Annotated in this window: 19 protein-coding genes; 5 read left to right on the top strand and 14 right to left on the bottom strand. The window is 74.9% G+C overall.

Going from position 1 to position 24,112, the window contains the following annotated elements:
• Positions 1-247: 247 nt before the first annotated feature.
• Positions 248-1,399: a nitric oxide synthase oxygenase gene (locus AB0C76_RS01560; protein WP_359958105.1), complete on the top strand. Its 1,152-nt coding sequence runs from the start codon at positions 248-250 to the stop codon at positions 1,397-1,399.
• A 77-nt stretch (positions 1,400-1,476) separates the two neighbouring features.
• On the opposite strand, the gene AB0C76_RS01555 is transcribed toward AB0C76_RS01560, so the two are convergent.
• Positions 1,477-2,148, bottom strand: a complete 672-nt coding sequence (locus tag AB0C76_RS01555) for a TetR/AcrR family transcriptional regulator (RefSeq protein ID WP_359957867.1) — start codon at positions 2,146-2,148, stop codon at positions 1,477-1,479.
• Positions 2,149-2,356: 208 nt separating this feature from the next.
• Between AB0C76_RS01555 and AB0C76_RS01550 the strand changes: the two genes are divergently transcribed.
• From AB0C76_RS01550 to AB0C76_RS01535, 4 genes are all read left to right on the top strand, one after another.
• A complete protein-coding gene (locus tag AB0C76_RS01550; RefSeq protein ID WP_359957865.1) occupies positions 2,357-3,520 on the top strand; it encodes an acyl-CoA dehydrogenase family protein in 1,164 nt (387 codons plus the stop codon).
• A gap of 44 nt (positions 3,521-3,564) precedes the next feature.
• Complete coding sequence (locus AB0C76_RS01545; protein ID WP_359957863.1) at positions 3,565-4,752, top strand: thiolase family protein; 1,188 nt, start codon at positions 3,565-3,567, stop codon at positions 4,750-4,752.
• A 154-nt stretch (positions 4,753-4,906) separates the two neighbouring features.
• Positions 4,907-5,665 carry a 3-oxoacyl-ACP reductase FabG gene (fabG, locus tag AB0C76_RS01540; RefSeq protein ID WP_359957860.1) on the top strand — a complete coding sequence of 253 codons (759 nt, stop codon included), beginning with the start codon at positions 4,907-4,909 and terminating at the stop codon, positions 5,663-5,665.
• Between the two features lie 284 nt (positions 5,666-5,949).
• Positions 5,950-7,320 carry a S53 family peptidase gene (locus AB0C76_RS01535; protein WP_359957857.1) on the top strand — a complete coding sequence of 457 codons (1,371 nt, stop codon included), beginning with the start codon at positions 5,950-5,952 and terminating at the stop codon, positions 7,318-7,320.
• A 280-nt stretch (positions 7,321-7,600) separates the two neighbouring features.
• Here the strand turns inward: AB0C76_RS01535 and AB0C76_RS01530 are convergent, their stop codons facing one another.
• The 13 genes from AB0C76_RS01530 to AB0C76_RS01470 all read right to left on the bottom strand — a co-directional run bounded on the left by AB0C76_RS01530 (position 7,601) and on the right by AB0C76_RS01470 (position 24,023).
• Positions 7,601-9,772: a hypothetical protein gene (locus tag AB0C76_RS01530; protein ID WP_359957854.1), complete on the bottom strand. Its 2,172-nt coding sequence runs from the start codon at positions 9,770-9,772 to the stop codon at positions 7,601-7,603.
• A gap of 571 nt (positions 9,773-10,343) precedes the next feature.
• Positions 10,344-14,399: a LysM peptidoglycan-binding domain-containing protein gene (locus tag AB0C76_RS01525; protein WP_359957851.1), complete on the bottom strand. Its 4,056-nt coding sequence runs from the start codon at positions 14,397-14,399 to the stop codon at positions 10,344-10,346.
• Positions 14,399-14,932 carry a hypothetical protein gene (locus AB0C76_RS01520; RefSeq protein ID WP_359957848.1) on the bottom strand — a complete coding sequence of 178 codons (534 nt, stop codon included), beginning with the start codon at positions 14,930-14,932 and terminating at the stop codon, positions 14,399-14,401. Before AB0C76_RS01520 ends, AB0C76_RS01525 begins: the two co-directional genes overlap by 1 nt.
• Positions 14,933-15,204: 272 nt before the next feature.
• Entirely contained in the window at positions 15,205-15,606 is a 402-nt protein-coding gene (locus AB0C76_RS01515; RefSeq protein ID WP_359957846.1) for a TadE/TadG family type IV pilus assembly protein, read from the bottom strand.
• Between the two features lie 65 nt (positions 15,607-15,671).
• Positions 15,672-16,046 (bottom strand): TadE/TadG family type IV pilus assembly protein, encoded by a 375-nt coding sequence (locus tag AB0C76_RS01510; RefSeq protein WP_359957843.1) that lies wholly within the window; start codon positions 16,044-16,046, stop codon positions 15,672-15,674.
• A 65-nt stretch (positions 16,047-16,111) separates the two neighbouring features.
• On the bottom strand, positions 16,112-16,396 hold the full coding sequence (locus AB0C76_RS01505) for a hypothetical protein (RefSeq protein WP_359957841.1): 285 nt from the start codon (positions 16,394-16,396) through the stop codon (positions 16,112-16,114).
• Between the two features lie 67 nt (positions 16,397-16,463).
• Entirely contained in the window at positions 16,464-17,342 is an 879-nt protein-coding gene (locus AB0C76_RS01500) for a hypothetical protein (RefSeq protein ID WP_359957838.1), read from the bottom strand.
• A complete protein-coding gene (locus tag AB0C76_RS01495) occupies positions 17,339-18,322 on the bottom strand; it encodes a type II secretion system F family protein (protein ID WP_359957835.1) in 984 nt (327 codons plus the stop codon). The genes AB0C76_RS01500 and AB0C76_RS01495 overlap by 4 nt, the downstream gene beginning before the upstream one ends.
• Complete coding sequence (locus AB0C76_RS01490) at positions 18,319-20,004, bottom strand: ATPase, T2SS/T4P/T4SS family (RefSeq protein ID WP_359957832.1); 1,686 nt, start codon at positions 20,002-20,004, stop codon at positions 18,319-18,321. Before AB0C76_RS01490 ends, AB0C76_RS01495 begins: the two co-directional genes overlap by 4 nt.
• A complete protein-coding gene (locus AB0C76_RS01485) occupies positions 19,994-21,451 on the bottom strand; it encodes a hypothetical protein (protein WP_359957829.1) in 1,458 nt (485 codons plus the stop codon). The genes AB0C76_RS01490 and AB0C76_RS01485 overlap by 11 nt, the downstream gene beginning before the upstream one ends.
• Positions 21,451-22,389, bottom strand: a complete 939-nt coding sequence (locus tag AB0C76_RS01480) for an SAF domain-containing protein (RefSeq protein WP_359957827.1) — start codon at positions 22,387-22,389, stop codon at positions 21,451-21,453. Before AB0C76_RS01480 ends, AB0C76_RS01485 begins: the two co-directional genes overlap by 1 nt.
• A gap of 75 nt (positions 22,390-22,464) precedes the next feature.
• A complete protein-coding gene (locus AB0C76_RS01475) occupies positions 22,465-23,406 on the bottom strand; it encodes a hypothetical protein (protein WP_359957826.1) in 942 nt (313 codons plus the stop codon).
• The gene (locus AB0C76_RS01470; RefSeq protein WP_359957824.1) at positions 23,400-24,023 is read right to left on the bottom strand and encodes a hypothetical protein; all 624 of its coding nucleotides are present in this window, start codon (positions 24,021-24,023) and stop codon (positions 23,400-23,402) included. The genes AB0C76_RS01475 and AB0C76_RS01470 overlap by 7 nt, the downstream gene beginning before the upstream one ends.
• Positions 24,024-24,112: the final 89 nt, after the last annotated feature.

Genomic DNA, 24,112 nt, shown 5'->3' with positions numbered 1-24,112 from the left:
GCGGGTGCGGGGGCCGAATCGTTCACTCCCTGCGGCGGCCCGGCCGGCTCCGGTACTCCTGTTCGGCAGGAGGGATGTCTTGATCTTCAACCGGCTTCGCACCCGCAGGTCCGCCGCCGCGCCCGCCGGCGGCTGCCCGTACGCCCACACCCACCCCGCCGCCCACGCCACCGGGCCCCACGACCCCGGGCCCCACGGCTCCGGGCCCCACCCCGCGGAGCCCCGCACCGCCGGCGCGGGCGACGCGCTGCTCCCGGCGGACCCGCCGTTCACCGACCCCGCCCAGGCCACCTCGTTCATCCGGCAGTTCCACCACGAGCAGCCCGCGGCCGACGGCGACCCGGACGGGCGGATACGCGCCGTGCTCGACGAGATCGACCGCACCGGCACCTACGAGCACACCCCCGCCGAGCTCGCCTACGGCGCCAAACTGGCCTGGCGCAACGCCGCCCGCTGCATCGGCCGGCTGTACTGGCGCAGCCTCGTGGTCCGCGACCTGCGCCACCTCGCCTCCGCCGACGACATCGCCGCCGAGTGCTTCGAACACCTGCGGCTGGCCGGCAACGGCGGCCGGATCCGCCCGGTCATCTCGGTGTTCGCCCCCGACCGGCCCGGCCGGCCCGCCGCGCGCATCCTCAACCAGCAACTCGTCCGCTACGCCGGCCACCGGACGACGGACGACGCCCCGGACGACGCCCCGGACGGCGCCACCGGTCGCATCACCAGCCGCGTCACCGGCGACCCGGCCGGCGTCCAACTCGCCGCCCTCGCCCGGGACCTGGGCTGGAAGTGCGCCGAGGACCGGTTCGAGGTGCTGCCCCTGCTGATCCGGGAACGGCCGGGCGAGCGCCCCGAGTGGTACCAGCTGCCGGACGACACCACACTCGAAGTCCCGCTCTCCCACCCCGAGTTCGCCTGGTTCGCCGAACTCGGCCTACGCTGGTACGCGGTGCCGGCGATCAGCGACATGACACTGGAGATCGGCGGCGTGCGCTACCCCGCCGCGCCCTTCAACGGGTGGTACATGGGCACCGAGATCGGCGCCCGCAACCTCGCCGACGCCGACCGCTACGACATGCTCGCCACCGTCGCCGGGCTGCTCGGCCTGGACACCTCCAACGACCGCACCCTCTGGCGGGACCGCGCGCTGGTCGAGCTCAACGTCGCCGTGCTGCACTCCTTCCAGGAGGCGGGGGTGACGATGGCCGACCACCACACCGAGTCGGAGCGCTTCCTCAGACACGTCGCGCAGGAGAAGCGCCTCGGCAGGCCCACCCCGGCGGACTGGAGCTGGATCGTGCCCCCGGTCTCCGGCGGGCTCACCCCCGTCTACCACCGCTACTACGACCCGGTGGACCCGTCGCTGCGCCCGGCCTTCCTCGCGCGCGAGCCCTGGTGACGCACGAGCCGTGATGACGCACGAGCCCTGGTGACGCGCGAGCCCTGGTGGCGCAGGCGGCCGACCTCCCGCGCCGGCTACGTGCCAGCCCCGGTGAGGCGCTCGAAGCGCAGCGCAAGCCCGTCGAGGAGCGCCTCCAGGCCGGTCTCGAACGCGGCTTCGTCGACGGTGCCCCGGTGGCCGGCCAGCCGGTGCGCCTCGCCGAGGTGCGGGTAGTCGGCGACGTCGTACAGCTCCGCGTCCGCCGGGAACCCGGCCGCGAAGGAGGCCAGCGCCGAGCCGGTGACGAAGTAGCGCATCAGTGCGCCGATCCGGGTGGCCTGGCCGCGCGGCCACCCGGCGTCCACCAGGTGCCCGAACACGGCATCGGCCAGGCGCAGCGCGTGCGGCCGACGGCCGGGGCCCTGGGCGAGCACCGGGACGATGTTGGGGTGGGCGGCCAGCGCGGCGCGGTAGGAGCGGGCCCAGTCTCGCAGCGCCTCCGGCCACGGGGTCGGCGCCGCCGCACCCGCTGCGCTCGGCGATCCACCGAACATCGACAGGTCGACTTCCCCGATGACGGTGTCGACGACCGCGTCCAGCAGCTCGTCCTTGGTCGCGAAGTGGTTGTAGAGCGACGGTCCGCTGACCGACAGCTCGGTGGCGAGTCGGCGGGTGGAGAGGGCGTCCAGGCCCTCGGCGTCGATCAGCCGCAGAGCGGCGGAGACGATGCGCTCGCGGCTGAGCAGCGGGGTGCGCGGGCGGGCCATCGAGCCGCTTCCTCCGGTCTCTCGGGCGGTCGGTCCGGCCGGAGTCCTCCGGTCGGGTGGGTCGGGGACCGATTCTGACAGGCGCCTCTTCCCAGCACGGCCCGGTCGGGGCTACAGTCCCCCCGTAAAACTTGCAGCGCTAGTTTAATGGGCACGGAAGGTCGGTGGGCGCGAAAGCCCCTCGCCGGGCCCGGAACCGGGAGCCGCCGTGAATCTGGAGCTGTCCGAGGAGCAGACCGCCGTCCGGGAACTCGCCGCCGAGTTCACCGACCGCGAGATCGCCCCGTACGCCGCCGCGTGGGACCGCGCCGAGTCCGTGGACCGCGCGATCGTCGGCAAACTCGCCGAGCTGGGCTTCCTCGGCCTCACCCTGCCCGAGGAGTACGGCGGCAGCGGCGGCGACCACCTGGCCTACTGCCTCGTCCTGGAGGAGCTCGGGCGCGGCGACTCGGCGGTGCGCGGCATCGTCTCCGTCTCCCTCGGGCTCGTCGCCAAGTCGATCAACAGCCACGGCACCGAGGAGCAGAAACGCCACTGGCTCCCGCGGCTCACCTCCGGCGAGGCCCTCGCCTGCTTCGCGCTCACCGAACCCGGCACCGGCTCGGACGCGGCCAACCTCACCACCCGGGCCGTCCGGGACGGTGACGACTGGCTGATCAGCGGCGCCAAGACCTTCATCACCAACGGCACCTGGGCCGACGTCGCCCTCGTCTTCGCCCGCACCGGCGGCGACGACCCGCAGCAGCGCGGACACAAGGGCATCACCGCCTTCCTCGTCCCCACCGGCCTGCCCGGCTTCACCCGCACCGAGATCCACGGCAAGCTCGGCCTGCGCGGCCAGGCCACCGCCGAACTCTCCTTCGACCGGGTCCGGGTGCCCGACGGCGCCCGGCTCGGCGCCGTCGGCAAGGGCTTCGGCGTGGCGATGGGCGCCCTCGCCAAGGGCCGGATGTCGGTCGCCGCCGGGTGCGTCGGCATCGCCCGCGCCTGCCTGGAGGCCGCCGTGCGCTATGCCGGGGAGCGCGAGCAGTTCGGCAAGCCGATCGCCTCGCACCAGCTCGTCCAGGAGCTGCTGGCCGGCATCGCCGTCGACGTCGAGGCCGCCCGGCTGCTCACCTGGAAGGTCGCCGACCACATCGAACGCGGCCTGCCGTTCGCCACCGAGTCCTCCGTCGCCAAGCTCCACGCGAGCGAGGCCGCCGTCCGGGCCGCCAACAACGCGCTCCAGGTGTTCGGCGGCTACGGGTTCATCGACGAGTACCCGGTCGGCAAGTACCTGCGCGACGCGCGGGTCATGACCCTCTACGAGGGCACCAGCCAGATCCACCAACTGCTCATCGGCCGCGCGCTCACCGGCGTCAACGCCTTCTGACCAGGACACCCCCAACCCCTTCATCGGACAAGGAGCCCGACGACGTGCGTCCCGTCTACTTCGCCGCCGCCCGCCGCACACCCATCGGCCGGCTGCGCGGAGCGCTCGCCACGGTCCGGCCGGACGACCTCTCGGCCACCGTGCTGCGCGCCCTGCTCACCGACGTGCCCGCCCTCGACCCCGCCCGCATCGACGACGTCTACTGGGGTGCCGCCAACCAGGCCGGCGAGGACAACCGCAACGCCGCCCGGATGGCCGTCCTGCTCGCCGGCCTGCCCGACACCGTCCCCGGCGCCACCGTCAACCGGCTCTGCGCCTCCGGCCTGGAGGCCGTCACACTCGCCGCGCGGGCGATCGGTTCCGGCGAGGCCGACGTCGTGCTCGCCGGCGGCTGCGAGTCGATGACCCGCGCACCCTTCGTCCTCCCCCGCCCGGACGAAGCGCTCCCGCACCGGATCGAGACCTACGACACCCGGCTCGGCTGGAGGCTCACCAACCCCCGGATGGCCGAACTGCACGGCGTGCTCAGCATGGGCGAGACCGCCGAGGAGGTGGCCGGCCGCTACGGCATCGACCGCGAACGTCAGGACGCCTTCGCGCTGCGCAGCCACCAGCGGGCCGCCGCCGCGCGCAAGGACGGGCACTTCGACGCCGAGCTGGTCCCGGTCGAGCGGCCGGACGGCGTGACGGTGAACCAGGACGAGGGCATCCGCGAGGACACCAGCCTGGAGAAGCTCGCCCGGCTCAAGCCCGCGTTCCGCCCGGACGGCACCGTCACCGCCGGGAACGCCTCGCCCATGAACGACGGCGCCGCCGGGCTCGTCCTGGTCAGCGAGGAGGCCCTGCGCGACCTGGGCCTCGAGCCGCTCGGCCGGTACGTCGCCGGGGCCTCCGCCGGGGTGCACCCGGACGTCATGGGCATCGGCCCGGTGCCCGCGACGCAGAAGGCGCTGGGGCGCAGCGGCTGGTCGATCGGCGACGTCGACACGGCCGAGCTGAACGAGGCGTTCGCGGCCCAGGCGCTGGCCTCCATGGACGGGCTGGGCATCGACCCCGAGCGCGTCAACCCGAGCGGCGGCGCGATCGCCCTCGGCCACCCGCTGGGCGGCTCCGGCGCCCGCATCCTGACGACGCTGCTGCACCGGATGCACCGCACCGGCGCGCGGCGCGGGCTCGCCACGATGTGCGTGGGCGTCGGGCAGGGCACCGCGGTGCTGGTCGAGAACGCCTGATGTCCCGGATCGTCCTGACGTTCCGCTCGTCCTGATGTCCCGGATCGTCCTGACGTTCCGCTCGTTCCGACGTCGTCTTGTCCGGACCTGAATTGTCCGGACATCCCTTTGTCTACATATCCACCCTCAGGATCCACCCCCCAGGGAGTACGAAGTGTCGCGTTTCGCAGGAAAGGTCGCCGTGGTCACCGGTGCGGCGCAGGGCATCGGCGCGGCGACGGCCCGTCGGCTGGCCGAGGAGGGCGCGGCGGTCGCCGTCGTCGACCTCACGGCCGAGCGCGCGGCCGGGACGGTCGCCGAGATCACCGCCAAGGGCGGAACGGCAAGGGCGTACGGCTGCGACGTGGCCGACTACGACGCCGTCGAGGCGGTGTTCGCCCAGGTCGCCGCCGACCTCGGCGGTGTGCACATCCTGGTCAACAACGCCGGGATCACCCGGGACAACCTGTTCTTCAGGATGCCGAAGGCCGACTGGGACGCGGTGCTGACGGTCAACCTGACCAGCGCCTACAACTGCAGCCACGTCGCACAGAAGTACATGGTGGCACAGAAGTTCGGCAAGATCGTCTCGCTCAGCTCGCGCTCGGCGCTCGGCAACCGCGGCCAGGCCAACTACGCCGCCGCCAAGGCCGGCATCCAGGGACTGACCGCGACCCTGGCCATCGAGCTGGGCCCGTTCAACATCAACGTCAACGCCGTCGCGCCCGGCTACATCGCCACCGCGATGACCGCCGCGACCGCCGAACGGGTCGGCAGCTCGGCCGAGGAGCACCAGGCCGAGGTGTCCGCCCGGACCCCGCTGCGGCGGGTCGGGCAGCCGGAGGAGATCGCCTCGGTGGTCGCGTTCCTCGCGAGCGAGGACGCCTCGTACGTCAGCGGGCAGACGCTGTACGTCAACGGCGGGGCGCGCTGACCCGACGAAGGCTTACCCCGCGCCGATGAACTTGGTAAAGTTGGCCAACACGGTGAAAACTGTGAAATCGGTGTGGCTTCCCGACGTGTAGTCAACGGGCCGTCCCAGCAGCGGAGTTACTTTCCCCTGGGACGGCCTTTACCTTTTCGCGTGGCCGAACATGACCATGCCGTTCGTAACACCACCACACCAAATGACTATGGCATGATCATGTGGCAATCGATGGGATGGCCGGACCGACCCGACCGGACCAAGGTCGGGCCCTGCGTCCCCCAAGGAGTCCCATGGGCAGCCCCGCTACCCTCCGCCGCGCCCTGGCTCTGCTCGCCGTAGGAGCGACCGCCGTCACGGCCGGCACCGTCTCCGTCCCGGCGGTCGGCGCCGCCGTCGCCGCGCCCTCGCACAGCCTGGCCGGCGTCCACGTCCAGCCCGCCTCGGCCGGACACCACCTCGCCACGACCCGCCCGGCCCCGCTGAGCACCACCCAGTGCGTCAGCCAGATCGGCATCCACTGCTACTCGCCGCTCCAGTACCAGAAGGCCTACAACCTGGGCCCGCTGTACCAGGAGGGCATCACGGGCAAGGGCCGCACGATCGTCATCGTCGACTCCTTCGGCTCGCCGACCATCCAGCACGACCTGGAGGTCTTCGACAAGCAGTGGGGCATCAAGGACACCAACGTCGAGGTGGTCAAGTGGGGCAACGTCCCCGTCTTCGACCCGAAGAACCCCGACCACACCGGCTGGGCCGGCGAGACCACCCTGGACGTCGAGTACGCCCACGCGATGGCCCCCGACGCCCACATCGTCCTGGTCGAGACCGGTGTCGCCGAGACCGAGGGCACCACCGGCCTGCCCGAGATGATGGACGCCGAGAAGGACCTCATCAAGAAGGGCGTCGGCGACGTCATCTCGCAGAGCTTCGGCGCCACCGAGAACACCTTCCCGGGTTACGACAAGGGCGACTTCAAGTCCCTGACCGACCTGCGCTACGCGTTCAAGGCCGCCGCGGCCCACAACGTCACCGTGCTCGCCGCTTCCGGCGACAACGGCGCCACCGACGCGCAGACCAACGGCACCGACCTGTACCCGTTCAAGGTCAACTCGTGGCCGTCCTCGGACCCGCTGGTCACCTCGGTCGGCGGCACCCAGCTGACCCTGGACGACAACGGCAACCGCACCGCGGCCGACAAGGTGTGGCACGACAAGTCCGGCGCCGGCGGCGGTGGCGTCTCCGGCATCTTCGAGCGCCCGTGGTACCAGGCCGGCGTCGCCAACGTCACCGGCAACCACCGCGGCACCCCGGACATCAGCATGAGCGCGGCCGTCGACGGCGCCGCCTGGACGTACGAGTCGTACGACCCGACCGCGGTCGGCTGGCACCTCACCGGTGGCACCAGCGAGGCCACCCCGCTGTTCTCGGGCATCGTCGCCCTGGCCGACCAGGCCGCCGGCTACCGCCTCGGCCAGATCAACTGGCGCATGTACGGCCTGAGCCTGCTCCCGAGCGACTGGAGCGGCATCACGGACGTCAAGGACGGCGACAACGGCTGGAACGGCGTCACCGGCTACAACGCGACCGAGGGCTACGACCTCGCCAGCGGCCTCGGCACCATCGACGGCACGAAGTTCGTCCACGCCCTCGCGGGCCGGTGACGGACCTTCAGCGGTCACAGCAGGGACGCAGCGGGGACGCAGCACGGTAGCTGCGCGCGGTAGGGACCTCCGGTAGGGACTTCCGGCAGATACCCGCGCGACTGCGGCAGCAACAGCACATGCACTGGGCGGGAAGTCGGCGGCGGCCGACTTCCCGCCCAGTGGCGTTAGGAGGGACGTGCGCGGGGCGCGAACAGATAACAGCGAACAGATAACAGATTTCGAAATCTGTTATCTGTTCGCTGTTATCTGTTACCGGTCACCCGTCGGCTGTCGCCCGTCAGTTGCCCGGCGCCGCCAGCTGGGCGAGGTAGCGCTCGGCCGCGCGGAGCTTGCGGCCCTCCGGACCCGGAAGGTAGGCGCGCAGTTCGATGATCTCCGGCGCGATGCGGATGGCCTCCGTGCGGTCCTTGATCGCCCGCCAGCATGCCTCGGCGTTCGTGGCCGCCTGCTGGGTCTCCGGATGGTCCGCACCCTGCGAGCGGAGCAGGGTCAGCGCCACCTCGCGGTAGATGTCCGCGGCCTCGGCCGGCTTGCCCGCGAGCCGGCACACGTGCGCCCGGACCTGCCGGACCTGGAGGACCGGCTCGGAGACCGCGCCGTGCTCGGCGATCGCCTCCAGTTCGAGGGCGAACGCGAGGTCCGTGGCGGCGGCGTGGTCACCGGCGTCCGCGCTGCGGACGATCCGGCCGAGCGTCTCGCGGTAGTCGGCGCGCGGCTCGGGGCCGGCGGGCGCGGGGTCCTCCGCTGCGGCCGGGTCCGCGGGCTCGTCCGATGCCTCGGGCGCGCCCGACGTCCCGGGCTGGGCCTCAGCCTCAGCCTCACCCTCGGCCTCGGCTTTGGCCTCGGACTCGGGCTCGGGCTCGGGCTCGGGCTCGGGCTGGTGCGCCTCTTCGAGCGGAGCGGGCTCCTCGAGCAGAGGGCGCTCCTCCGCCGGAATGTCCTCTTCGAACCGGGGCTCCTCCAGCGGGACTTCGGCCTCGGGGTGGAGCTCCTCATCCAAGTCCGGAGCCAGAACCACCACTCCCTCCGGCTCCGGGTCCGGCTCGACGGCGGCGTCCCGCGTCTCGTCCACGACCGGAGTGGCGTACGGAACGGGCGACGCGGCCTTCGCGAGCTTCACGCCCGACGTCGGCGTCGGGGTCGGGGTCGGGGTGGCGTGATCGACAGCGACGTCCTCGGCGACGTCCTCGGTCTCGGCGTCGGCCTCGGTCAGCATGAGCGCGCGGAGCGTCATGGTCCTTGGGGCGTCGGGCAGTTGCTTCCGCAGGCTGACCGGGTGCGCGGGCAGCGGCGGGGTGGGCGGCACGCCGGCCTTGCGGAGGCTCACCAGACCGTCGACGAACGCCTCGGGAGCAGGCTCCTCCTCGACGACCTCCTCGACGACCTCTGTGGCAACAGCGTCGGACACGAAAGCCCCGGGCTCACCGGCTTCGGGCTCAATGATCTCGGGCTCGACGGCCTCCGCTTCGGGGGCCTCCGCTTCGACAGCCTCCGCTTCGGGGGCCGCGGCAGGGACCGGAACCACGGGCTGGCCCGGCGCGGACTCAACCGGCGCAGCGTCCACCGGCACCACGTCCACCGGCACCACGTCCACCGGCGCACCGCCCACCGGCCGCGCGTCCGTCACCGGACCGTCGGTGCGGCGGGCGGTGTTGCGGAAGACCGGGCGGTCCGGAGCGTGCGTCGCGACGATGACCACGTCCGGGCGCAGCACCGAATAGACCTGCTGGCGCAGCTGTTCGGGCGCGAGGACCTCGCCCGCGCCCGGGCGGCCGCCGTGCAGGGCCTCGATGAGGGCACGGGTGAAGGTGCCGATCTGCTCCGGGTCCGGACTGACGACGGCCCACAGCGGGACGCCGTCGCTCAGCGGGGCGGCAGCCCCCGGGCCGCCGGTCTGGAGGAGGGGCCAGGCGTTCTGGTCGGCGCTGAGGTCGGCGATGACCAGGGTCTGCCAGTCGGCCGGGCGGTGGCTCAGCTCGGCGGCGATCGCCTGCCACGGCAGGCCGTCCTGGCGGATGCTCGCGGCCTTGGAGTCCCGAAGGGTGAGGTGGAGCTGCCCGCCGCGCTTGTCCGCGACCAGGTGGCCGCCCAGGTGGACGAGCAGCGGCCCGGGGTGGCGGGCGGCGGCCCGCAGGTGGGCGAGGACGGTGTGCGGGTCGCTGGCGCCGGGCAGGTGGACGGCGTCGACCGCGTCCGCGGCGAGCAGCACTTGGGGCGAGACGGCGGCGAGCATCGCGGACAGCACCGTCGCCTGGGCGGGGACACCGCGCCCCCAGGTGCGGCGGCCGGCGTTGCCGTAGCCGCCCTCGACCACCAGGATCCGCCCGCGCGGCGCCGCCCCCAGCCCGCCGCCGACGCCGGGCACCGAGAACGGCAGCGGCGTCGCGAAGGCGGGTGCCGGGGCCGGGGCCTGCACGGGCGCGGGATCCGGGGCGTCCACGGCGGGCATGCCCGTGAGGGTCCATCCGGTCGGCGCGGCCGGCGGCATCGCCGGTACAGGCGCAGGCGTGGACGCGGCCACAGGCGCGGACGCGGGCACGGACGCAGGAACGTCCAGCGGCTCGTACAGGGCGGCCGGGCCGGGCGGGTGCTCGTCGCCCGGGGTGCGCGGGGGCGGCGGCACGGCGTCCAGGGGACCCCCGTCCGCTGCCGGTTCGGGGCCTCCTGGGACAGCTGTCGTCTCCGCCATCTTCTGGTCACCGCCCCACCCCGCCGCTCGTGCGGCGTCTGATGCCCTTGCTGTGTGGTGCGCGGCACCACTCCCGTTTCGGCCACCCTACGAGATCCCGGCGCACCCGATCCAGGCCGGGTCGCCGATCGGCGCGCCGGTCGACCCGGAGCCCGGCCCTCACTCGTCAACTTCCGCTCCGAGCTGGCACATTGGCCGAGGGATGCGAGGATCCGCCACGGCACCCCCGTCGTGTGCGGATTCCGGCGGCGCGGTGATCGAACTGTGCCCGCGCGGGAACCGCGTGACACCCCCTCCGGCGGCGGGCGGGCCCACCGCCGGAGGACGGGGGTCAGGAGCCGGCCAGGAGGTCGCGGAGGAGGGCGACCGTGTCGGCGTCCAGGTCGCGGCCGGTGCGGCGGCTCAGGGCGTCGAGGCGGTTGACGGCGCGCAGGAGCTGGTCCCGGGCGCCGGCCGAGGCGTACGCGTAGAAGAGGTCGCGGTGCAGCAGCTCGACGTCCGGGGCGACGGCGAGGCCGCGGAAGACGGCGGCCTCGGCACTGCGGTGGTCGCCGTACTGGAGGCGGCGGGCGGCGAGCTCGTGGGCGGTGTCGACGATTGCGGCGATCATGTCCTGGCGCTCGGCCTCGGCCCACCCGTACGACGCGGGCGGGGCCTCGGCGAACGGGGCGCCCCGGACCAGGGCCAGGGCGTGCGCGAGCGCGGCGTCCGCCGTGGCGCTGGTGCTGCGCATGCCGCGCCGGTAGAGGCTGCGGAACTCGTCCCAGTCGCACGTGACGGTCGGGGCGTAGGAGTAGCCGTCGGCGGTGTCGGTGGGCAGGAACGCACGGCCCTCGGGGGTGGCGCCGAGCCACGCCGCGAGGCCCGCGATCTTGCCGGGCAGCGGGCTCACGGCGTCGGCGGTGGTGGGGTGCGGGTCGAGGTGGGCCGCGCCCGGGTGGAGGTCGTGGTCGAGAGCGGCGTGGTCGGCGCCCGGGCGCAGCGCGAGGTAGGCGGCGAGTTCGGTGAGCCGGGGCAGGTGGCCGGGTTCGACGGTACCGAGGGCGCCGGCCACGTCGACCGGGCCGAGCAGCCGGATCCGGGGCGCGTTGCGGGCGCTGTGGGCCTCCGGGGAACGGAGGATCGCGAGGAGGTCGTCGCTGTCCGTGCGACCGGCGACCGCGGTGGCGGTGGCCGTGGTCGTGCCGCCGGCGGTCGTGACGGCGACGGGGGCGGTGGCGGCGGGGCCGGTCCCGGGCTCCGGACGGGCCGGCACCCGCGGGGCCGCGCCGGTGGACGCCGGCGCCGGGTCGTGCGTCGGCGCGGGCTCGGCGGCCGGCTCGACGGCGGGCGCCGGGACCAGGGGCTCCGGCGCGACCGGCGCGACCGGCAGCACGACGGCGGCCGGCCCCGGCACCCGCAGGTCCCGGGTGGCGTCCTCGCCGCCCTCACCGGCACCGTCCTCGACGGACTGCTCGACCGGCACGGCCTGAGCCGCGGGCCCGGTGGGGCCGGCGGGGCCGGCGGGCCCGGCGGGCATGACCGGCCCGAGCGGGGTAACCGGCCCCACCGGCAGAACCGGCGGCAGGGCCGGCGGCACCTGCCCCGTCACCGCCTTGCGCCCGAGCCCGTTGACGGCGTGCCGCCCGGGCCCGGTCGTCGGAGCCGCCGGGTCGGTGCTCGCGAACGGGCTCGCGCCCGTGCCGATGACCCGGGTGAGCGCCCGCGCCCCGGCCCCCGCGCCGGAACCGCCGACGCCGTCGGCCTCGTTGGCCCCACCAGCCCCACCAGCCCCAGCGGCCCCACCAGCTCCGGCGGAACCGTTCGCGCCCTCCTCGGCCGGGCCGCCGACCGTGGCCAGCACCGGTACGGCGGCGGGCAGTTCGGCCGTCTCGAAGTCGTCGCCGTAGCCGTCGTCGGCGTCGTCGTTCCCGGGGCCGTCCAGGGTCCAGGCGGGCGCCGGGTGCTGGGTGGCGTCGTCGGCGGCCCGGAGCAGTTCGGCGACCTGGTCGTACTGGGCGCCGGTGAGCCGCTGGAGCTCGACGGTCAGGTGCAGGCCGGGGATGGTGGCCTGGCCGGTGGTCGGGAGGGTCCAGCGGGCGACCGGCCCGGTGCCGCGCTCGGGGGCGCGGGTGACGACGGCGACGCAGGTGCGCGGCCGGGCGTCGAGCAGGCGGCCGAGTTCGGCGGGGATGCCGCCGCCGGGCTGCTGGGCGCAGAGCACGATCTCCGGGGTCCAGGACTCGTCGGCCTGCCCGCGGCTGCGGGCCTCGCGCGGGCTGGTGGCCTCGGCGGCGACGAGGGTGGCGCGGGCCTTGGCGGTGCGCGGGGCGAGGGCGGCGAGCGCGGCTTCGAGGGTCGGGTGGCGGTGGACGCGTTCGGCGGCCGGGCCGCTGATCGGCACCTCCTCGGCGAGATCGACGAGGTGGAGGTGGAGCCGGTCGGCGAGCGGGCTGTGGGCGAGCTCGATGGCGAGTGTGCGCAGGACGTCGCGGGCGTCGTCGGGGTGCCCGGAGAGGTGGAGGAGGCGGACGGTCTCCAGGTCGGCGAGGACGACGGAGCCGTCCGGTGCGGTGCCGAGGGTGACCAGGGCCGGGTAGGGGGCGGCGGTCTTGCGGGCCTGGGTGGCGTTGAGGAGGTCGCCGGCGTCGGGGCTGCACCACCACACGTTCGGGGCGTGCGCGGCGCGGAAGGGCGCGATCGGCGCGGCCGGGCCGGAGAGGTGGAGCTCGACGGTGTGGCCGGGGGTGATCCGGGCCGCGATGATCGCGGGCAGCCGCTTGCCGCCGCGGACGGTGTTGCGGGCCATGGTGCGCAGGGCGCGGTCGAGCAGGTCGAGGCCGGCGTCGTCCTGACGGGCCCTGAGCTCGTTCTCGAAGGAGGCGGCCTCGGCCTCTGGCATGGTGATGCGGTGCCGGGGGCGGCGGGCGCGCAGCTGCCCGCCGCGCTTGTGGGCGACGGTGCCGATCATGATGGCGGCGAGCAGGACGCCGACGGTGGAGGCGGCGAGGGCGACGGTGTAGTCGTCGCTGGGTGCCGGGTCGGCGTGGGCGGCGGGCGCGGGGGCGTGGCCCGGGGCGTGCGAGGGAGCAGGCGTCGGCGCGGCCTGGGTGGGTGCGGGCGCCGGAGCCTGCGTGGCGGGCGACTGCGTGGCGGGCGACTGGGTGGTGGGCGGCTGGCTGGCCGGGGCGGACGGCGCGGGCGTCTGCTGCGCGGGGGCCGGAGCCGGGTCGGGCGTCGGGGCGGGAGCCGGGGCGGGAGCCGGGACCGGCGCGGGGGCGGGGGCGGGGGCCGCGCCGGGGACGGTGAGCACCATGCCCGGCACCAGCTGGTCCGGGTCGGTCAGGCGTTCGCCGTCCGGGGCCTGGGCGCCCTTGTTGGCGTCGAAGATCTTCGGCCAGGCGTCGCCGTCCCCCAACTCGCGCTGGGCGATGGCGGAGAGGGTGTCCCCTTCCTTGACGGTCACCGTCCCGTGGCCGCCGGCCGCCTGGACACCCGCCGCACCCGTGGCTTCCGTGCCCGCTTGAGGGGCCTGCGGGGCCTGCGAAGCCGACTGCGTCGTCGCGGGGGCGGAAGCGGGCGCCGGGGCGGGCGGCTTGGCCTCGTCCGGCTTCGCGTCGGCGGGCATGAGGAGCTCCCAGCCGGGCTGGATCGGCCGGTCGGCGTCGAAGCGCACGCCCGAACCGTCCATCGTCCGGCCGTCGTTGAGTCTGGCGATCTCCACCCAGCGCTCGCCCGAGCCCAGTTGCCGCTCGGCGATGGACCACAGGCTGTCGGCGGGCCGGCTGTCGCGCACGGTGTAGGTGGGGTGCTGCTCTGCGGCGGCCGCGAGGGCGGGCGCGGCCTGCGCGGCGGGCAGGGCGGCGCGCTGCACGCCGGCCGTCAACTGGGCCGGGGCCGTGGCGGCCTGGGGCCGCTCGTTGACGGCGGCGAAGGACGAGCCGGCCACCGGCAGCAGGGCGAGCACCGCGCCGACCAGCCCGGCGGCCATCCGCTGGCTCCAGCCGAACGCCGGGATCCGGCGGGCGATCCGCCCGCGCAGCTGGGCCGGGACCTCCAGCAGGACGGAGAACGCGAAGCAGGCCCAGGCCACCCAGCCGACGACCACCAGCAGCCACAGGAACAGCCGCCCGTCGTCCGGGCCGGTGAGTGCCTGGCCGATGCCGTCCGGGGCGACGTCGCCCATCGCGGCGACCGCCCGGGTCCCGTAGAGCAGGAGGGCGGGCAGGCCGAGCAGCAGGGCGGCCAGGGTGACCAGCGCGGCGAGCGCGGTGATCACGGCCCCGGCGCGGCCGCCCCCGCCCTGCGCCCGCCGGGCGGGGGCCTGCGGGACCCGCTTGTGGCTCCGGGTGGTCCGGGCCTGGTCCGGAGCGGGTCGGGCCTGGTCCTTTGCACGTGGCGCGGCCATCAGTCGGTCTCCGCTTTCTCGACTCCGTGGACGAGGGTGGCACTGCCCTTGCCCATTACCTTCCGCTCGCCGAGGGAGCCCAGCAGGACGGGCCGGAAGTCGCTCACCACCGTGACGGTGACGACCTTGCCGTCCTTCGAGAACTCGACCTTGGCGGCCTTGAGGCCGTACAGCCCGAGGTAGGCGTCGGCGGCCTCCTGGGCGTAGTCGTGCTCGACCTGGATGCCCTTCCCCTGGAGGACGAGGGCCTGGTCGAGCTGCTGTCCGCCGACCCGGGCCGCCTCCTGGGCGTAGGCGTCCGTGCGTTCGGCGACCCGCAGGCGACCGCCGACGTCGACGACGATGGCGATCACGAACACCAGGTAGACGGCACAGATCGCCACGAAGAGCGAGACCGCGCCGCGGTCGGACCGCCGCCGCAGCCGGCCGCCCGACCGGCCGGGCGGCCCGGACCCGATCAGCCCGGGCCCGGGCAGCCCGGCCCGCTTCGACGGCCCCGGCCGCAGCCGCCCGGCACCCTCACGTGCACGCACCTTCACACCCCACACCCCCTCGGGCTTCCGCACCGCTGTTCGCCCCCCGGCCTTTCGTCCCCGTTCGTCCCCGAGCCGTCCACCCCCGAGCCGTCCGCCCACAGGCTCTCCACCCGCGAGCTGGGCGTCCCCGAGGCGTCCTTGACCCGCCCGTTCGTCACCCGGTCCCCACCGGGCGCCGCCCGGCCCCGTTCCGTCATCACCCGAGCGCTCTCCGCTTGCGTCTCCCCCGCCCAGGGCGTCCCCAATCCCCGGATCCGGCCCACCTGTTGTCAGGTGCCCCGGTAGCGGTCCACCACGGAGGTGAACTCGCCGGCCAGGGTCTTCGTCACGGGCACCCCGGAGAGCCCGCCGAGCAGGTCGCCCAGCCCGACGTCGCACACCACCCGGACCTTGACGGTGGCGACGACGCCGCCCGGCAGGTCCAGCTCCCCCTGAGTGACGGTCACCGAGAGGTTGCCGCAGGAGACGCCCTGCTGCTTCAGCTGCTCCCGGGCCGCCTCCTTCGCCGGCTCCGCCATCCCGTCGAAACTGCGGACGAGCGAGGCCGTACGGGCGGCCGAGCGCGCCGCCGCCTCCACCGTGCCGGAGGTGGTCTGCAGGCGCCCCGCCGCGATCGCGATCAGGACCAGCCCGACCACGTACGGCGCGATGATCGCCGCCTCGATGGCCACCCCGCCGCCGTCCGGCCGTCGCCGCACCCCCGGTGGGCGCCATCGCGAGCGCGCGAGAGGCCCGCTCACGGCGCCGCCGCCGGCGGGACGAAGCGCTCGCGCGGCGCCTGCGCGAACTGGGTGATGTGCGGCGCGGTCAGGCCGGGGACCAGCAGCGTCGGGGTCAACTTGACGGTGACCCGCACCAGTTGCGCGGTACTGCCGTCGGTGCTCACCTCGTACGAGCCGCTCCCCTGCCGGTGCAGGAAGTCCTCGGCCTGCGCGCGCGCCGCCGCGTCCTTCGCCTTGTCGTCCGCGGCGCCCTGCGTCCGGCCGGCCTCGACGCCCTCGCGGGCGGCGGTCAGCGCGACCTGCCGCGCGTACCACCACAGCGAGGCCTGGACGACCAGCAGCAGGAGCAGCAGGACGACCGGGAAGACGATGGCCAGGCTCAGGCTCATCGCTCCCCGGTCACTCCCGCTGCCGCTGCCGGCACCACGGCGCGAGCGGCGCATGTCGCCCATCATCAGGTTGCCGCGCCGCCCGGGTACTTCGGGTCCTGCTCGACCTTGGTGGACACCTTCTTCTGCAGGATCACCAGCGAGGCCGCGACGGCGCCCGCGACGACCACCAGCGCGATGATGGCGAGGGCCAGTTCGATGCTGATGGCGCCGCGGTCGCCGCGGGCCCGGGCGGCGCGCAGCCGGCCGAGCCGGAAGGTGAACAGCAGCAGGGCGAACTGGACGGGCAGGAGCACGGGCCGCAGGAACAGCCCGGCCAGGTATTTGAGCCGGACGGCCAGGTGGGTCATCGGGTTCTCCCGGTGGTGAGGTGAGGTGCGGTGCGGGCTCGCCCGTCCGGCGGGCGCCGGGCGGGCGTCAGGCGAGCATCTGGTGGAGGGCGGGGAAGACGATCAGGACGGTCATCAGCAGGGTCAGCGCGGACCCGGGGGCGACCATCCGCTCGCTGTCGGCGTTGGCGCGGGCCAGGTCCTCGGCGAGCAGTTCGCCCCGCAGGCCCTTGGCGCGGGCCCGCAGGGTGTCGTACACGGCGGCGCCGTCGGTGCCGGACAGCCTCATGATGTCGGCGACGTCCTGGAGCGGGGTGAGGCCGAGTTCGGCGGCCAGCGCGTCCAGTCCGGCCCACGGCGGCATGCGGTCGGTGGCGGCGCGGTCGAGGGCGTCGCGGATGCGCAGGAACACCGTGCCGCGCCCGACCGAGGCGGCCCGGCGCAGCGCCTCGGCGGGCCCGCAGTCGGCGGCCCGTTCGAGCGCGACGAGTTCGAGGTAGGCGGCGATGCCGTGCAGGTACTCGACGCGCGCCTCCTTGGCCTCGCCGGCCACGATGGCGTCGGGGACGAACCAGAGCAGCGCGGCCAGCAGCGGTCCGGCCAGCAGCGGCAGGGCGAAGGGAAGTCGGACGTCCACGACGGCGAACACCGCCGCCAGGTAGGCGGGCAGCATCAGGCCGATCACGGCGAACAGCAGCTTGTGCGCCATGAAGCGGGCCGGGGTGCGGCCGATCAGGGCGAGTTCGCGGTGCGGGACGCGCACCCCGCGCACGGCGACGGAGCGCTCGCCGATCCGGTCGTACCAGCGCGGGCGCTCGTCCGGGTCCTCGGGGCGGTCTGCGGGGGCACGGTGCAGCCGGTCCAGGGCCTGGCGCAAGTCCGGTGGCGCCGGGCGCAGTTCGGCGATCAGCAGCGCGACGCCGCCGGCCGCGGCGGCGCCGGCCAGGACGGACCACGGCGAGATCATCGGGCCTCCCCGAGCAGTTCCGCCGCCTCGCCGGCGCCTCGGGCGTCCTGGGCGGGCGCGCCTCGGCGGCGGCCGGTGCGGCTGCGCCGGTCGGCCACCAGCAGCCGGGGCACCGGCGGGTGGGAGGCGAGCGCGCGCATCCACGCGATGATCGCGACGAACAGCGCGGCGACGACGGCGAGCACGACCTGCCCGACGAGGGTGGTGTAGGGGCGGGTGTATTCGGAGTTGAAGGCGCCGACCACTATCACCAGCGTGATGATGCCGACCAGCCAGCGGATCGTGGTGCGGTGCTTGGAGCGGTCGGCCTCGATGGCGCGGCGCTGGCGCACCTCCTCGCGCACCGAGTCGGCCATGTCGGCGAGCGCGCGGGCGAGGCCGGGGCCGCTGTCGCCGGCCCGCAGGAGGAGCGCGGCGAGCACCTTGTCGGCGGTCGCGTCGGCGAGGCTGTCGGCGAAGGCGCGCAGGGCCTCCTCGGGCCGCCAGCGGGCCTGGAGGCGGGCGGCGAGCTCGCCGATCTCCTCCTCCAGGGCGGCGGGGGCGGTGCGGCGGCTGGTGACGATGGCCTGGTTGAGACCGACGCCGAGCAGCAGCACGTCGGCGATGCGCTGGGTCCACTCGGAGAGCGCTTCGAGGCGTTCGATCCGGTGGGTGTCGGAGCGGGTGGTGTCGAACAGCCAGGGCAGGCCGAACACGGCGAGCGGCACCAGCAGGGCGGTCAGCGGGATGCCGGTGAACAGCCAGCCGAGCGCGGCGCCGATCAGCGCGAGCGGCAGCTGGATCCGGCGCAGGCGCACCATCCGGGCGGGGGCGGTTCCGGGGGCGCCGTACCAGAGCGTGTGGGCCCGGGTGGCGAGCGGGTTCTCCCGTTCGTCGCCGCCGTCCGCTTCCGGCACCGGTTCGCTGCCGCGGGCCCACGCCACCAGGGCGACGACGCCGCCGGTGACCAGCAGCCCGCACAGCACGAAGAGCAGCATCATCGGGCGCCACCGCCGATCCGCAGCTGGAGCTGGGAGGTCCAGCTCCCGTACCGGGAGCCGAGGAGCGAGGCGTCGAAGCCGGCCCGGCGCAGGTCGTCCAGGCACTGCGGCGGGGTGTGCGGGACGGCGCGCGGCTCGCCGAGCTCGGGGCGCGGGCCGAACACGGTGTTCAGCGCGGGCCGGCCGCTCTCGCCGAGGCCGGTGACCTCCAGGACGTGCGAGACGAAGCGGTGCCGGCGCCCGCCGACGGCCGTCTCGTCGACCATCGCGACGTGCACGATCAGGTCCAGCGCGTTGGCGGTGAGGCGGTAGGCGAGGCCGTCGGTCATGTGCGAGCCGTACTCCAGGCAGAGTTCGGCGATGCGGTCGACGACCATGTGCGGGCCGCGGGCGTGCAGCGTGCACATCGAGCCGCCCTCGCCGTTGGTCATGACGCGCAGCATCGGCACCACCTCGCCGGAGCGGACCTCGCCGACGATGATCCGCGAGAGCGTCATCCGCAGCGCGGCCGGGATGAGGTCGCCGATCGTCAGCTCACCTGCCAGGCGGCCCTCGACGCGTTCGCCGTTGCCCTCGCGGGCCTCCATCGGGACGACCTGGCGCAGGTGGCCGAGGGTGTGCAGCCAGAGCTCGAACTCCGACTCCAGGGTGCCGATCCGCTCGTCCGGCGGGATCTCGGCGGCCATGGCGCGCAGCAGACTGGTCTTGCCGACGCCCTGGGTTCCGGTGATCATCACGTTCTTCCGGGCCCGGATGGCGGCGGCCAGGAATGCGGCCAAGGTGCTGTCCAGGGTACCGAGTTGGACCATTTCGGGGAGCGTCGCGGAGGCCACCCGGTGGCGCCGGATCGCGACGTACGGGCGGGGCGTGACCTCGGTGAGCGCCTGGAGGCGCATGCCGCCCTCCAGGCGCAGGGCGAGGGTGGGGCTGGCGGTGGAGAGGCTGCGCTCGCCGCCGCCGTGCTGACGGGCCAGGTCCTGGAGCAGCTCGACGAGTTCGGCGTCGCTGTCGGCCACCGGCGGCACCTGGCGCAGCGGCTGGTGCACGCGTGAGACCCAGACGTCGTCGCAGCCGTTGATCAGGATGTTCTCGATCTCCGGATCGTCCAGGTAGGGCTGGAGCCGTCCGGCGCGGAACAGCAGGTCGAACACGGCCTCGGCGAGCGCGCGGTCCTGCTCCCGGGTGGGCGGGATGCCGTGGGTCTGCGCGTAGGCGTCCGACCAGCGCGCGACGGCCTCCTCGATCAGCGCCCGGCCGCGCTGGCGGCGGGTGGCGCGGTCCGGCTCGGCGCCGGTGCCGGAGGTCAACCGGGCGATCTGCTGGTGCAGTTCGGCCGCTACCTGGCGCTTGAGCTCGCGCGCGACCTGCGGGTCGACGGCCGGCCGGGTCGCGGCGCCGCGCAGGTCGAGCGAGGGCAGCTGGGACGGGACGGCGGTGGGGCCGGCCGGCGCCGCCGCGTACGCCGACCGCTGTGCGTACGGCGGCTGTTGCGCGTGCTGCTGCTGTTGCGCGTGCTGCTGCGGCTGTTCGGCGTGCTGCTGCGGCAACCGGCCGGGCGCCGGCTGGGACACGGGCTGGGACGCCGGCTGCGGATGGACCGGCCCGGTCGTGGGCAGCGGGCCCGACCACGGGAGCGCGGCCGGATCGGCGGACGGGCGCTGGTGCAGGGGGCTACCGCGCACGGAGCACCTCCCCGGGGCCGTGGGGCCGGCCGTTCACCGGGGGCTGCTGCTCCTGGTGCGGGTCCGGCTCCTGGACGTGCTGCTCTGGGACCTGCTGCTGCGGGTGGGACTGCTGCTGGGCGTAAGGCCGTTGCGGCTGTCGCCCGTGGGCCTGCTGCCCGTGGGCCTGTTCTCCGTACGCCTGCTGCCCGTGGGCCTGTTCTCCGTACGCCTGCTGCCCGTACACCTGCTGCCCGTGGGCCTGCGGGGCGTACGGCGACGGGACCTGCCCCTGCGGGGCGTACGCCTGCGGCCCCTGCCCGGGGAACGGCGCGGGTGCGGCCGGCTGCGGCGCGAGCCCGGCCAGCGGCGCCACCGGGCCGGTGACGATCACCGGCGCGACCGGCTGCGGCTGGGGCTGCGCCTGGAACTGCGCCTGGGCTCGCGGCTGTGCCTGCGACCGCACCTGGCCGGACGACGGCATGGGAGACTGCAACCTCGCCTGAGCGTAGGGAAGTTGATCCGCCTCCACCCCCGAGGGCGCCGCCACGCCAGCCCCGGCGGGCACGCCGACCGGCGCCCCCGGCTGCGCGATCTGCGCGGGCGGCGCGGGGACGGGCCCCGCCGTCGACGCCACCGCCGCGACCGACGCCACCGGCACGTGCGCCACCGCCTGCCCGGGCGCCAGCCGCTGCCGCCGACGGCGCACCGCGAGCTGCACCTCGTCCGCCGCCGACCGCGCAGTGCGCATCAGCTCCGACCGGATGAACCGACGGTCCGTGATGTCCCCGCCGTCGGAGAGCACCCGCGCGGTGCGCACCGCGTGCGGCAGCAGCCCGAGCACCGGCAGGCCGAACTCGCGCGACACCTCCGCCCCCGAGTACGGCCCCTCCGCGACGAGCAGCAGCCCCAGCGCGTCCGCTCCGGTGCCGGCCGTCGCCAGGTCCTCGGCGAGCGCTGCCAGCCGGGGCCGGGCCGCGCTCAGCCCGCGCAGGGTCGTCCGCACGGTGGCCGCGACGACGTCCGCCCGGCGGGCGAGGACGGCACTCGCGCCGGTGGCACCGGAGCGGCCGAGGTCCACGATGACGTCGTAGCCCTGCTGTTCGAGCCCGTGCAGCACGTCGGCGAGCGGCTCCCAGGTGTAGGCGAGGCCGGGTGCCTGGCTCGGGTCGGTGAGACCGGGCAGCAGGAGGCGCTCGGCGGTGCCGTCCGGCGAGAGGTCGACGAGCTGCTCCCAGAGCGTCTGGGCGAGCAGGCCGCGCCGGTCGGCGACGGCCAGGTTGCGCAGTCCGTACACCGCTTCGACGCGCCCTTCCAGGGCGCCCGCGAGCACGGCGCCGCCGTCCGGGTCGGCCTCGACGAGGACGATCCGGCGGCCGGGCTCCAGCGGCCAGGCGAGCAGCAGGGCCAGTGCGGACGTGGTCGCACCGGGTGCGCCGGGGCCGCCGGCCAGCGCGATCACCGCCATCAGGCCCCACCCGCCCCTGCGCTGCGGCTCGCGCCGGCCGACGGGCTGCCCGCGGGCGGCGCCCCGGCGGCGGAGGTCCCGGGGACGGGAGTGCCCGGCGCCGGTGTCCCCGTGGCCGGGGACGCGGGAGCCGCGGGAGCGGGAGCCGAGGGAGCCGGGGTGGACGCCCCGGCGGCCGGCGGCGCGTCCCCGGCGGCGGCGCGCGGCGCGAGCAGCACCTGGATCCGTCCGCTCGCGACCCACTGGGCCAGCCGGGGGCCGTCCGCCGTGCCGATCGCCACGTCGGTCACGACGCTGCCGTCGGTGTCCGGGCGCCCGACCGTGATGACGGTCGCGGTCAACGAGTCCGCCCGGCCGTTGTCGGGGGTGTAGACGATCACGACCTGCACGCCCGGCTGGAGTCGGGAGGCGGGCAGTTGGCTGCGGTGGGCCGCCACGCCGACGATGATCTGCCCGGGCTGCACGGCCAGCGACTGGGCGAGGTCGCCCTTGGTCAGCATCGCACCGCGCTTGAGGTCGGTGGCGGCCCGCAGGCCGACCGCGCCCGACCGGTCCTGCGCGGACACCGGGCGCAGCGCCGGGTCGGAGGCGATCCGCGCGACCACGAGGTCGTCGTCGGTGATCACCTGCCCGTACGGGACGTCCCGGGCGAGCGCCAGCACGGCGACCCGCTGCCCGGTGCTGTTGTAGAGGACGGCGCCGCCGAGCCCGCCGGCGGCGATCAGCGCGATCGACATGGCGAGCACGGCCGGACGGCGGCGCCGGGCCCGCAGGGTGCGGGCGGGAGCGTGCGGCGCGGCGCGGCCCTTGCCGCCCTTGCCCTTGCCGCCCCTGCCCGTGCCGCCGCCCTGACCCTGCGGCTGTTCGGGCACGGCCACGGACACCCCGGCGCCTGCGGGTGTGCCGGGTGCCGGCGTCGCGTACGTACGGTTCTCCACCGGGTTCCGGCCTTTCGCGTGTCGTCGTGCTCGTCGGTCGTGCGTCGGTCGTGCGTCGGTCGTCGGCCGGGCCGGTCAGTTGAGGACCTGCACCTCGGCGACCTTGAGCTGGAAGGTGGCGGTCTGCGGCATGGGGATCTCGAAGTTCTTGGTGTTCAGACCGGTGACGGAGACCGCGCCCACCCAGTTCGCCGTGGCGGACACGGTGAACGCGCCGCCGGGCTCGCCGGCCGAGCCGGTCGCGAACTCGTAGCCGCAGTCGGGGGACTTGGCGCCGCCGTAGCTCGGGTCGTACGGCGTCCCCGGCTTGTCGCAGGTCACCGAGAGCTTGTCGCCGAAGTTCCAGACCACGTTCTGCAGCCGCGGGGTGACCGTGACGGTGACGCCGCGGAGCGTCAGGGAGACGGGCTGCGGCGCCTGGTAGCCGTTCACCCAGAGCCAGACCGGCGACTTCACCACGGCCGTGCCGAGCGGCCTGGCGGTGGGCGCGGGGGCCGGGAAGGCCATCTTGTCCTTGAGGATCTGCAGGGCGAGCGCCCGCGGGTCCGGCGGCGGCGCGGCGGGCGCGGCGGCGCTGAACTGGATCTTGCCCGGGGAGAACCCTCCCCCGGCCTGCGGGCACGATGGCAGGTACAGCGAGCCCTCCGACGGCTTGTGCCCCTCCCACTCGGGGGCGTCGGCAGGCTTGTCGACGGTGGTGTAGTAGCAGCCGTCGCTGTTGTTGAACCAGCCCATCTCGGGGTCGTGGCAGGGCCATTCCTGCCCGTGGTAACTGCAGAGCAGCGGACCGTCGCTGCTGCTTCCGCCCCCGCCGCCACCGCCTCCGCCCCCACCGCCGGTGGACGTTCCTCCCCCACCGTGGACGTCGCCGCAGATCACGTTCGGGGCGCATTGCTGCGCGCCGCCGCCCGGTGTCTCGTCCGCGATCGCCGGAACGGCCGCCGACATCAGCAGCAGGGCCGCCGACACCGGCACGAGGGCCGCGCGGCGCCGAGCGGTATTCCTGGTGTTCAGCATGTCCGGTCCGCCTCCCGCTTGAAGTCGTAGATCAGCCAGCGTGCTTGGAACCAGCGCAGGGACGCCGTCGCCACGTACCGGTCGACCCGCCCCACCGGTTCGCGCGCGGCCTTCGTGGCGGCGTCGACCCGGTGCCAGTCGGACAGGTCGAGGCAGTCCTCGATCACGGCTGTGTGCGGATCGGCATTCAGGTCGACCGCCGTCACGACGGCGGAATTGCGCGGCGCTCCGGTCATGACCATTTTGGCGTCGTGGAGTTGGCGCAGTCCGACGAGCGTATCGGCGAGCGCCCGGCCGGAGGAGTACGCCTCCAGAGCGATTCCGTCCGAATCCGTTCGGCCGAATGCCTCGGTCTGGGCCCGCCACCAGTCCTGATAGGTGCTCATGGCCAGTCGCCCGGCGGAACCCTCCGGACCGGTGGTCGGCGCGATCGTGGCGTTTACGGAACCACCCGAAGGAGTTAGCGGGTTCACTTGCGCGACGCTCGGCGCACCCGTCCCGAGACGATCGACGGAACCGCCCGACCCGCCGCCCGCGCACGCGCCCAGCAGCATCGCCAGAACCACCCCGCCGACCCCAACCGCCCCAGGGCGCAACACATTTCCGCGCTGCCGCATCGCCCCACCTCATCGCGACCGAACCCGACCGAAGTCCGTGGCCGCCGGAAGAATTCCGCCGTCCCACCGATGTTTCCGCGGGGCATCGA

This window comes from Kitasatospora sp. NPDC048722, from assembly GCF_040650235.1.
Lineage (GTDB): Bacteria > Actinomycetota > Actinomycetes > Streptomycetales > Streptomycetaceae > Kitasatospora.
This window is presented reverse-complemented; position numbering and strand designations above follow the sequence as displayed.

Coding starts and splice junctions, on each gene's coding strand:
- AB0C76_RS01500 (WP_359957838.1), bottom strand. CDS start 17,342: ATGATCTCGCCGTGGTCCGTCCTGGCCGGCGCCGCCGCGGCCGGCGGC.
- AB0C76_RS01470 (WP_359957824.1), bottom strand. CDS start 24,023: ATGCGGCAGCGCGGAAATGTGTTGCGCCCTGGGGCGGTTGGGGTCGGC.
- AB0C76_RS01475 (WP_359957826.1), bottom strand. CDS start 23,406: ATGCTGAACACCAGGAATACCGCTCGGCGCCGCGCGGCCCTCGTGCCG.
- AB0C76_RS01495 (WP_359957835.1), bottom strand. CDS start 18,322: ATGATGCTGCTCTTCGTGCTGTGCGGGCTGCTGGTCACCGGCGGCGTC.
- AB0C76_RS01525 (WP_359957851.1), bottom strand. CDS start 14,399: ATGGCCGCGCCACGTGCAAAGGACCAGGCCCGACCCGCTCCGGACCAG.
- AB0C76_RS01530 (WP_359957854.1), bottom strand. CDS start 9,772: ATGCCCGCCGTGGACGCCCCGGATCCCGCGCCCGTGCAGGCCCCGGCC.
- AB0C76_RS01510 (WP_359957843.1), bottom strand. CDS start 16,046: ATGAGCCTGAGCCTGGCCATCGTCTTCCCGGTCGTCCTGCTGCTCCTG.
- AB0C76_RS01485 (WP_359957829.1), bottom strand. CDS start 21,451: ATGGCGGTGATCGCGCTGGCCGGCGGCCCCGGCGCACCCGGTGCGACC.
- AB0C76_RS01535 (WP_359957857.1), top strand. CDS start 5,950: ATGGGCAGCCCCGCTACCCTCCGCCGCGCCCTGGCTCTGCTCGCCGTA.
- AB0C76_RS01505 (WP_359957841.1), bottom strand. CDS start 16,396: ATGACCCACCTGGCCGTCCGGCTCAAATACCTGGCCGGGCTGTTCCTG.
- AB0C76_RS01555 (WP_359957867.1), bottom strand. CDS start 2,148: ATGGCCCGCCCGCGCACCCCGCTGCTCAGCCGCGAGCGCATCGTCTCC.